The following is a 7182-nucleotide window of genomic DNA, read 5'->3' as shown; positions in this document are numbered from 1 at the left end:
CCTGCTGTTTCATGGGTGTTCAACCGGCCGATCCTGACGGCGCCCCGTCAACGCCCTAGGTTCCCTGGGGAACTGTGAGAAGGGGCCATGAGGGACACGCAACTCGCGGTACGCGCACACGGACTGACGAAGTATTTCGGCGATGTCGTGGCGCTGGACGGCGTCGGACTGGAGCTGGAACCCGGCCGGATCCACGGGCTGGCCGGACCGAACGGCGCCGGGAAGACCACGCTGCTCGGGCTGCTGCTCGGGCTGGCCGTCGCCGACGACGGCACGCTGGAGGTCCTGGGCAGACCGGTCGGCCGGGCGCTGGCGGCGCCCGACGGGGTGGCCGGATTCGTCGACGGGCCCGGCCTGTACCCGTCGCTGACCGCGCGGAGGAACCTGGCCGCACTCGCCGCGCTGCGCGGCCGGGACACCCGCTCGACGCGGATCGACGAGGTGCTGGCCGAGGTCGGGCTGACCGAGGTCGCCGACGACCGGGTGCGCGGCTTCTCGCTGGGCATGCGCCAGCGGCTGGGACTGGCCGCGGCGCTGCTCACCGGGCCCCGGCTGCTGGTGCTCGACGAACCGTCCAACGGTCTGGACCCGGCCGGCAAACGGCACGTGCACGCGGCGCTGCGGCGGCTCGCCGACGACGGGGTGACGGTGGTGCTGTCCAGCCACCGGATGGACGACCTGGAGGCGCTCTGCGAGGAGGTCACCATCCTGGCCGCCGGGCGGGTCCGGTTCTCCGGCCCGTTGGGCGAGCTGGCGGAGCGGACGCGCGAGCTGGACCACCGGCTGCTCACCTCCGACCCGGCGGCCGCGCGGCGGGTGGCCGCCGGGGTCGCCGGGGTGCGGGTGCCGGCCGGGGCCGGGGTGGTCCGCGGGGCCGAGGCACTGGTGGTGCGCGCGTCCGGGCCGGCCGTCGAGGAGCTGGTGGCCGCGCTGGTGGCCGCGGGCGTCCGGGTGCGCGAGGTCGCACCGGTGGTGCCGCCGCTGGAGGCCGCGTTCCTGGCGCTGACCGAGCAGCAGGAGGACGGGGAATGAGCACGATCACGGCCGGGCGCACGGCGGCCGCCGCCGACGCCGCACCCGGGGCGGTGCGGCCGGTGCCGGTGGGCCGGGTGTACCGCTTCGAGCTGGTCAAGCTGCTCTCGCAGTGGCGGATCAGGCTGCTGATGCTGGCCTGCTGGACCGCCCCGGGGCTGTTCACCGCCGCCGTCGCCCAGCAGGGGACGCTGCCCTCCGACACCCTCTTCGGCCGCTGGATGCACGCCACCGGCTGGGCCGGGCCGCTGGTGGTGCTGGGCTTCGCCGGCTCATGGGCACTGCCGCTGCTGACCTCGGTGGTCGCGGGCGACGTGTTCGCCGCCGAGGACCGGCTCGGGACCTGGCGGCACCTGCTGGTGACGGTCCGCTCGCCGCGGCGGATCTTCGCGGCGAAGGCGCTGGCCAGCGCCACCGTGATCGTGCTGCTGGTGGCCGGACTGGCCGCCTCCGGCACGGTGGGCGGACTGGCCGCGGTCGGCGACGAGCCGCTGGTCGGCGTCGACGGGCACCTGCTGCAACCGTCCGACGCGGCCGGGAGCGTGCTGCTGGCCTGGGCGTGCGCGCTGGCGCCCACCCTGGCGCTGGCCTCGCTCGGACTGCTCGGCTCCGTCCTGCTGGGCCGCTCCCCGATGGGTCTGCTGGTCCCCGCGCTGGCGGCGGTCGCGCTGCAGCTCGCCCAGCTGCTGCCGCTGCCGGTGGCGCTGCGGCTGGCGCTGCCCGGCTACGCCTTCGTCTCCTGGAACGGGCTGTTCGCCGACCCGGGGCGGCCGGACGAGCTGCTGATCGCGATCGCGGTCAGCCTGCTCTGGGCCGCGGTGGCGACCACGGCGGCCTGGCTGCTGTTCGTCCGGCGGGACTTCACCACCGGCAGCGAGGACGGGGCGGGCCGCCGCACCCTCGCCTTCGCGGTGGCGCCGCTGGCCGGCCTGCTCGCGCTGACCACCGGCGCGATCGCGGTGGCCACGCCGTCGACGGGCTCGGGGATCTCCCGGCAGAAGGTGCAGCAGACGGTCGCCACCGCGTTCGCGCACCTCTACCGGCTGCAGACCGAGCAGCTGCACCGCCCCGCCGTGACGGAGGAGCAGCTGCGGGCCACCGCGGAGTGCCACCGGGGCGACGGCCAGGTGGAGCCGGAGGGGCCGGGCAACGACTGGCGCTGCGTGGTCACCTGGCACCTGCCCGGCACGGACGCGCCGGGAACGGCGGTCTACCAGCTCGACGTGGCCTCGGACGGGCGGGTGACCGCCGACGGCGACGGCCCGAAGGAAGTCAACGGCTACTTCCTGGTGCGCACCCCGAACGGGGACGCGCCCAACCCGCTGTGGCAGTTCGACGGTCAGGTCGGACTGCTCGCTTCCCCGAAGAACACGACGGATCCAACGAAGGGCTGACGCCATGCAGGTAACGCGTCGTCGACGCAGCCGGAACGAACACGTGGTCGTCCTGGGCCGCCGGGCCGTACTCGCCACGGCCTGCGTCACGGCGGTGGCCGTGGCCACCGGTACGGCTTTCGCGAGCACCCAGCAGTTCGGCACCGACCAGGTCGGCCAGACCACCGCCAACGGCCTGGTCGTCTCCAGCGACCAGTACCTCGCCCCGTACGGCAGCCGGCAGGTCATCGACAACGGCAAGATCATGGGCTCCACCGTCAGCCCGGACGGCACCCGCCTGGCCGCCGCGGTCGCCGACGGCGACGCGGCGCTGGTCGTGGTGGACCTGAAGACCGGCAAGGTCCTGCAGCGGGTCGGCAGCAACAAGGCGGACGAGCTGCGCATCCCGAGCGGCTCGGTGGGCCAGGAGTCCCCGGTCTACTCGCCGGACGGCAAGCAGCTGTGGCTGGGACAGCTCGACGGCTACACCCGGTTCACCGTGAAGCCCGACGGCACGCTGGCGAGCCCGGTGGCGGTGCCGGTACCGGCCGACGGGGACAAGCACGCGCTGGCCTCGGGCGCGGCGTTCTCCGCCGACGGCTCGACGGTGTACGCGGCGGTCAACGGCCAGAACCGGGTGGTCGCGATCGACGCGGCGAGCGGCGCGGTCAAGCAGAGCTGGACGGTCGGCAACGCGCCGCGCGGCGTGGTGCGGGTCGGCGGCAAGCTGTACGTGAGCAACGAGGGAGGGCGCGCGGCCACGGCCGGGGACACCACCGTCAACTCGTACGGCACCCAGGTGCCCGCCGACCCGGTGACCGCCGCCACCACCACCGGCACGGTCAGCGTGATCGACCTCGCGAACCCGGCCGCCGCCGTCGGCTCCATCCCCGTCGGCCTGCACCCGACGGCGGTGTACGCCGGGAACGGGGTGGTGTTCGTCGCCGACACCGGAACCGACGAGGTGTCGGTGATCGACACCGCGCGCGACACCGTCGTCCAGACCATCTCCACCAAGCCGTGGCCGGAGGCCTCCGTCGGCTACGAGCCCACCGCGGTGACGCTCACCGAGGACGGCCGCCTGCTGGTCACCCTCGGTCGCGCCAACGCGGTGGCGGTCTACCGGTTCACCGGCGCGCAGACGCCGGTGAGCTACGTCGGCCTGCTGCCCACGGACTACTTCCCGGCCGAGGTCGCCACCGTCGGCTCGAAGGTGATCGTCTCCAACACCCGCGGCATCGACGCCCGGCGGCCCAACAGCACCGGCGCGCACAAGACCCACGACACCACCTCCAGCCTGACCCAGTTCACCCTGCCGAGCGACAAGGAGATCCGCTCGCAGACCGACAACGTGTTCCGGCAGAACGGCTGGACCAACAACGCGGTCAAGCTGGCGAACGGCCACAAGGCGAAGGCCGAGGTGGTGCCGAAGCGGATCGGCGACCCGTCGCCGATCAAGCACGTCTTCCTGATCGTCAAGGAGAACCGGACCTACGACCAGCTCTTCGGCGACGTCGCCAAGGGCAACGGCGACCCGAAGCTGGCCCAGTTCGGCGCGAACGTGACGCCCAACCAGCACGCGCTGGCCGAGCAGTTCGGGCTGTACGACAACACCTACGACATCGGCACCAACTCCGCCGAGGGCCACAACTGGCTGATGCAGGCCGACAACCCGGAGTACACCGAGTCCTCGGCCGGCGAGTACGAGCGCAGCTACGACACCGAGGACGACGCCCTGGGCCACCAGCGCTCCGGCTTCCTGTGGACGGGCGCGCAGGCGGCGGGCAGGACGGTGCGCGACTTCGGGGAGTTCCACCAGTTCCTGGACAAGCCGGCCGACGCCACCTGGCAGAACCTGTACTGCGACTCCAAGGCGATGGACGAGACCGGACAGGACAGCGCCTACGCCCTGAAGTCCTCCTCGCCGATCCCCTCGCTGAACAGCGTCTCGGTGCCCGGCTTCCCCAGGTTCGACACCGACGTACCGGACCTGTACCGGTACCAGATCTGGAAGCAGGACTTCGAGCGGAACGGCCCGGCGAACCTCAACATGCTGTGGCTGTCCAGCGACCACACCGGCGGTCCGGCGAGCCCGGCCGCGCAGGTCGCCGACAACGACCTCGCGACCGGCAGGATCGTCGACGAGATCACCCACAGCGAGTACTGGAAGGACTCGGCGATCTTCGTCGTCGAGGACGACTCCCAGGCCGGTCTGGACCACGTGGACGGCCACCGGGCACCGATCCAGATCATCAGCCCCTGGGCGCAGCACGGCGCCGTGGACAGCCGCTACTACTCGCAGATCACCATGATCCGCACCATCGAGCAGATCCTCGGGATCAAGCCGATGAACCAGAAGGACAGCGCGGCCAGCCCGATGACCGGGGCCTTCACCGACCGGCCGGACTACACGCCGTTCACCGCGGTGCCCAACCGGACCTCGCTGACCGACGGTCTGAAGACGCCGCCCTCCTGCGGCCTCGACGTGCCCGGGGCGCAGGACCTGCGGGCGGCGGCGGTGCCGGCCACCACCGCGCCGCCGGCCGCGGAGCGGGCCGTCGCGGCCCAGTGGGACACCTGGAAGTCCCAGCAGAGGCTGACCGGCCCGAACGCGGCGCCGGACCGCGCCAACCCGGCGCAGATGGAGCACCTGGTCTGGTACCAGGCGCACAACTGGACCACGCCGTACCCGGGCGAGAACGCGATCCTCGCGCCGAACGACGTGCCCGGCGCGTTCCTGCCCCCGGCGGAGACCGACGGCTGATCCCGTTCCCGTTCCGGTTCCGGTTCCGGGCCCCGGGTCGCTTCGGCGCTCCGGGGCCCGTCCGTTGCCCGCCGGGCCCCGTCTGGACCTGCCGGACTGCGCACCCGGGGCGGTCGGCCCGAGGCTGGACACCGAGCCCGGTGACGGCGGACCACCGACCGGTGCGATCCTCCGCCGCCGTCGAGTCGAGGAGGAGACATGGCCGACCGGTCTGAGGGCAGGGGCCGCATCGTGGTCGGGGTGGACGGCTCGGAGTCGTCCGAGCGGGCGCTGCGCTGGGCGGTGCGCCAGGCGGAGCTCACCGGCAGCGCGGTGGTGGCGGTGATCGCCTGGGAGTACCCGACGTACCACGGGGCCCGGGGCTGGTTCCCCCCGGCGGCCACCGACGAGGCGGTGCTGGAGGGCCGGGCGCGCCAGGAGGTCGCCCGGGCCGTCGAGCAGGCGGTGGGAGCCACGCCGCCGGTCGAGGTGCGCACCGAGGTGCGCTACGGCACCCCGGCCGGGGCCCTGGTCGAGGCGGCCCGGGGAGCGGAGCTGCTGGTGGTCGGCAGTCGGGGGCTCGGGGGCTTCTCGGGGATGCTGCTGGGCTCGGTGGCCCAGCACTGCACCCGGCACGCCACCGTCCCGGTCGTGGTGGTCCGGGACGAGGAGAGGTGAGCGGCGCGGCGCCGGCCGCCGCCGTCAGGCGAACAGGACGGTGGACGGCGCCGGGACGGCCAGCGAGCCCGCCGGGCGGGGGACGCCGGTGGCGCCGTCCACGTCGAACCAGGTGACGTCACCCGAGCGCTTGTTCGCCACGTACAGCCGGGTGCCCGAGGGGTCCGGTACCAGGTCGCGCGGCCCGTGGCCGCCGCAGGGCACCGAGGCGACGACGTGGGCCCGCTCGCCCGTCCCGTCGAGGGCGAGCACCACGATGCTGTCGGTGCCACGCACCGCCACCCAGAGGAACCGGCCGTCGGAGGAGACCACCGGGGCCGACGGGGAGACCGGGCCGTCGGAGCCCTCGGCCCCCTCGGTTCCTCCGGTGAGCAGCGGGACCTCCGCGACCGGTTCGAGCGCCCCGGCCGCCGCGTCCCAGCGGCAGACCGTCACGACGGGGCGCAGCTCGCCGAGCACGTAGACGTGGCGGCCGGAGGGGTGGAAGGCCAGGTGCCGGGGGCCGGTGCCGGGCGGCAGCGCCGTCTCCGCGTGCACGGTCAGCGTGCCGGTCGCCGGGTCCAGGGCGCAGACCCGCACCGAGTCGGTGCCGAGGTCGACGCTGAGCACCCAGCGCCCCGACGGGTCGGGGAGCACCTGGTGGGCGTGCCCGGCCCGCTGGCGCTCCGGGTGCGGCCCGCTGCCCTCGTGGCGCAGCACCTGGCTCGGGGCCTGCGGGGCACCGTCGGCGGCGAGCGGCAGCACGCTGACGCTGCCGGAGCCGTAGTTGGCGGTCAGCAGGTGCCCCCGGGTGACGCTCAGGTGGGTGGGCTCGTCCCCGTTCACCGGCACCGGGTCGCCGAGCGGGCGGGGCACCGGGCCGGCGACGTCGTAGGCGGTGACCGCGCCCGGCGCCACCTCGGAGACCGCGTAGAGCACCGGACCGCCGTCGGCCCGCCCGAGGGCGAGGTAGGACGGGTTGGTGGCGGCGACGGTGCCGGCGGCGGTGAGCGCTCCGGTGCGCGGATCCACCGACGCGACCAGGATCCCGGGCCCGCCCGCCGAGGTGAACGACCCGATGAAGGCCCGTGCCACGTCGTCCCTGTCCACCACTGCAACCTCCACTGCTCCCGCCGGTACGCGGTCAGACGCTAGCAGCCGCGCCCGGCGGGGCCACGCGGGCACGGGGACGTGCGGGGCCGGAGCGTTTTTCACTGGAAAGCACCGCTGCCGCAGCGGCCGGATCGCGCGGCGGCGCCGTTCCCGGGAAGGTGGGACCCGTTGGCCGCGCGGCCGGGCACCGGCCGCCGGGGCGGGGAGGGCGCCGCATCGATCCGCACCGCCGCCGCGGTGGTGCGAGGGCAGGAAGGACGAGCC

Annotated in this window: 5 protein-coding genes; 4 read left to right on the top strand and 1 reads right to left on the bottom strand. The window is 74.3% G+C overall.

The window, feature by feature from the left end:
• Positions 1–87: 87 nt before the first annotated feature.
• From ACFRAR_RS06050 to ACFRAR_RS06035, 4 genes are all read left to right on the top strand, one after another.
• A complete protein-coding gene (locus ACFRAR_RS06050; RefSeq protein WP_380695267.1) occupies positions 88–1032 on the top strand; it encodes an ABC transporter ATP-binding protein in 945 nt (314 codons plus the stop codon).
• On the top strand, positions 1029–2426 hold the full coding sequence (locus ACFRAR_RS06045) for an ABC transporter permease (RefSeq protein WP_380695265.1): 1398 nt from the start codon (positions 1029–1031) through the stop codon (positions 2424–2426). The genes ACFRAR_RS06050 and ACFRAR_RS06045 overlap by 4 nt, the downstream gene beginning before the upstream one ends.
• A 4-nt stretch (positions 2427–2430) precedes the next feature.
• A complete protein-coding gene (locus ACFRAR_RS06040) occupies positions 2431–5169 on the top strand; it encodes an alkaline phosphatase family protein (RefSeq protein WP_380695263.1) in 2739 nt (912 codons plus the stop codon).
• A gap of 198 nt (positions 5170–5367) precedes the next feature.
• On the top strand, positions 5368–5826 hold the full coding sequence (locus ACFRAR_RS06035; RefSeq protein ID WP_380695261.1) for a universal stress protein: 459 nt from the start codon (positions 5368–5370) through the stop codon (positions 5824–5826).
• 24 nt (positions 5827–5850) lie between these two features.
• On the opposite strand, the gene ACFRAR_RS06030 is transcribed toward ACFRAR_RS06035, so the two are convergent.
• The gene (locus tag ACFRAR_RS06030; RefSeq protein WP_380695259.1) at positions 5851–6918 is read right to left on the bottom strand and encodes a lactonase family protein; all 1068 of its coding nucleotides are present in this window, start codon (positions 6916–6918) and stop codon (positions 5851–5853) included.
• Positions 6919–7182 lie beyond the last annotated feature (264 nt).

Source organism: Kitasatospora sp. NPDC056651 (assembly GCF_042792155.1).
Lineage (GTDB): Bacteria > Actinomycetota > Actinomycetes > Streptomycetales > Streptomycetaceae > Kitasatospora.
The sequence above is the reverse complement of the archived record's forward strand: the minus strand, read 5'-3'. Positions and strand labels throughout refer to the sequence as shown.